2 protein-coding genes are annotated in these 2,072 nt (G+C 66.1%); one reads left to right on the plus strand and one right to left on the minus strand.

From position 1 onward, the window contains the following. Window positions 1-1,792 (plus strand): S9 family peptidase (locus tag VEG08_08715; protein HXZ28065.1); only part of this gene is annotated, 1,792 nt, incomplete at its 5' end. Window positions 1,793-1,794: 2 nt separating this feature from the next. On the opposite strand, the gene VEG08_08720 is transcribed toward VEG08_08715, so the two are convergent. Beyond that, window positions 1,795-2,072 (minus strand): uroporphyrinogen-III synthase (locus VEG08_08720; protein HXZ28066.1); only part of this gene is annotated, 278 nt, incomplete at its 5' end.

The following is a 2,072-nucleotide window of genomic DNA, read 5'->3' on the forward strand; positions in this document are numbered from 1 at the left end:
GGCGTGGTCGCCCGACGGGAAGCAGATCGCCTTCATCTCGAACATCAGCGGGCGCAACAACCTGTGGCTGGTGCCGGCGCGAGGCGGCTGGCCCACGCAGCTCACGGTCAGCGACCAGCGCCAGGCGGCGCCCGCCTGGTCGCCCAACGGCAAGTACATCGCCTACCAGTCCGACCACGACGGCAACGAGCAGTGGGACATCTTCCTGGTCTCGCCGGAGAGCGGCAAGGTCTACAACATGACCAACACGCCGGAGATCTCAGAAGAGAGTCCGGGGTGGTCGCCCGACAGCCGCTTCCTGGCCTACTCCGTCAAGCCCAAGGACTCGCCCAGCTACGAGATCGACGTGATGAACGTCACGCTGCGCGGCGTGCAGCACATCACTTCGGGCACGCCGAAAGACCTGGGCAACTTCGGGCCCATCTGGTCGCGCGACGGCAAGTGGATCGCCTACACCCAGCAGAACGCCGCCGGCAAGGACTCCAACATCTTCCTGGCGGAGGTGGAGACCGGCAAGAGCGTGAACCTGACCGCGCATACCGGCGAGCAGACCTACAGCGCGGCCGATTTTTCCCCCGACGGCAAGCGCCTGCTCATCACCTCGAACGCCGCCAACGGCTACGACAACGTGGGCCTGCTCGACATCGCCAGCAAGAAGATCACGTGGCTGACCCGCGACAAGTGGGAGATCGCCGCCGGCAACTTCTCCCCCGACGGGCGCAAGGTCACCTTCACCGCCAACGTGGACGGCAACACCGAGGTCTTCGTCCACGACCTGGCCACCCGGAAGACCGCGGCGCTGCCGCTGGCGCCGGGGGTCAACAGCCTGGGCGGAGCGGAGTCGGCCTTCTCGCGCGACGGCAAAGAGCTGCTCTTCTACCACAACGGCGCCAACGCCCCCAGCGACGCCTGGGTGTACAGCTTCGCCACGGCGAAGGCGCGGCAGGTCACGCACTCGCTGGTGGGCGGCCTCGATCCCAAGGACATGGTCGAGCCCTTCCTGGTGCACTTCCCCAGCCGCGACGGCAAGTGGCAGATCTCGGCCTTCGTCTATGTCCCTTACAACGCGCGGCGCACCATGGAAAACGCGGGCATCGTGTACATCCACGGCGGGCCCACGGCGCAGAGTGTGAACAGCTTCAACCGCACCATCCAGTACCTGGTGAACCAGGGCTACTTCGTGATCGCGCCCAACTACCGCGGCTCCACCGGCTACGGCAAGGAGTTCCAGGACGCCAACCTGCGCGATATGGGCGGCGGCGACCTGCAGGACGTGCTGGCGGCAGCCGACTTCCTCCAGCAGACCGGCTTCATGGATCCCAAGAAGATGGCGGTCATGGGCGGCAGCTACGGCGGCTACATGACCATGATGGCGGTGACCAAGGCGCCCGAAGAGTGGGCGGCGGGCGTGGCCATCGTCCCCTTCGTCAACTGGTTCACCGAGGTCGAGCACGAGGACCCGCTCTTGCAACAATATGACCTGGCCACCATGGGCGATCCGGTCAAGGACAAGGCGCTCTTCGAAGAGCGCTCGCCCATCCACTTCGTGGACCGGATCAAGGCGCCGCTGCTCTTGCTGGCCGGGGGCAACGATCCGCGCTGTCCCAAGGAAGAGGCCCAGCAGGTAGCGGACGCGGTCTCGAAGCGCGGCGGAGTCGCGGAACTGAAGATCTACGAGAACGAGGGGCACGGTTTCGCCCGCGTCCCCAACCAGATCGATGCCTACACCCGGGTGGGCGAATTCTTAAAGGAATACGTGAAGCCTGCCGACTGCGGCTGCACATTGAAATAGAGTTAGCGGCGGGGTCTGCGCTCGACGATGACCGCCACCAGGCCGGGGATGGTGTAGCGGCGGGCCTGAACGCCGGGCTTGAGGCCCAGGTCGCGCAGCGTGGCCGAGGTCACCGGGCCGATGGAAGCCGCTGTGATTCCCTTCAACAGCCTGCGATTCTCCCGCTTCCGCCCCAGCAGGTCCATGAAGTTGCGCACCGTCGAGGAACTGGTGAAGGTGATCACGTGGGGGCGGCGGGCGGGATCACGCAGCAGGGCCTGCAGGCGGCGCCGCGAGCTTG

The organism is Terriglobales bacterium (assembly GCA_035624475.1).
GTDB lineage: Bacteria > Acidobacteriota > Terriglobia > Terriglobales > Acidobacteriaceae > DASPRL01.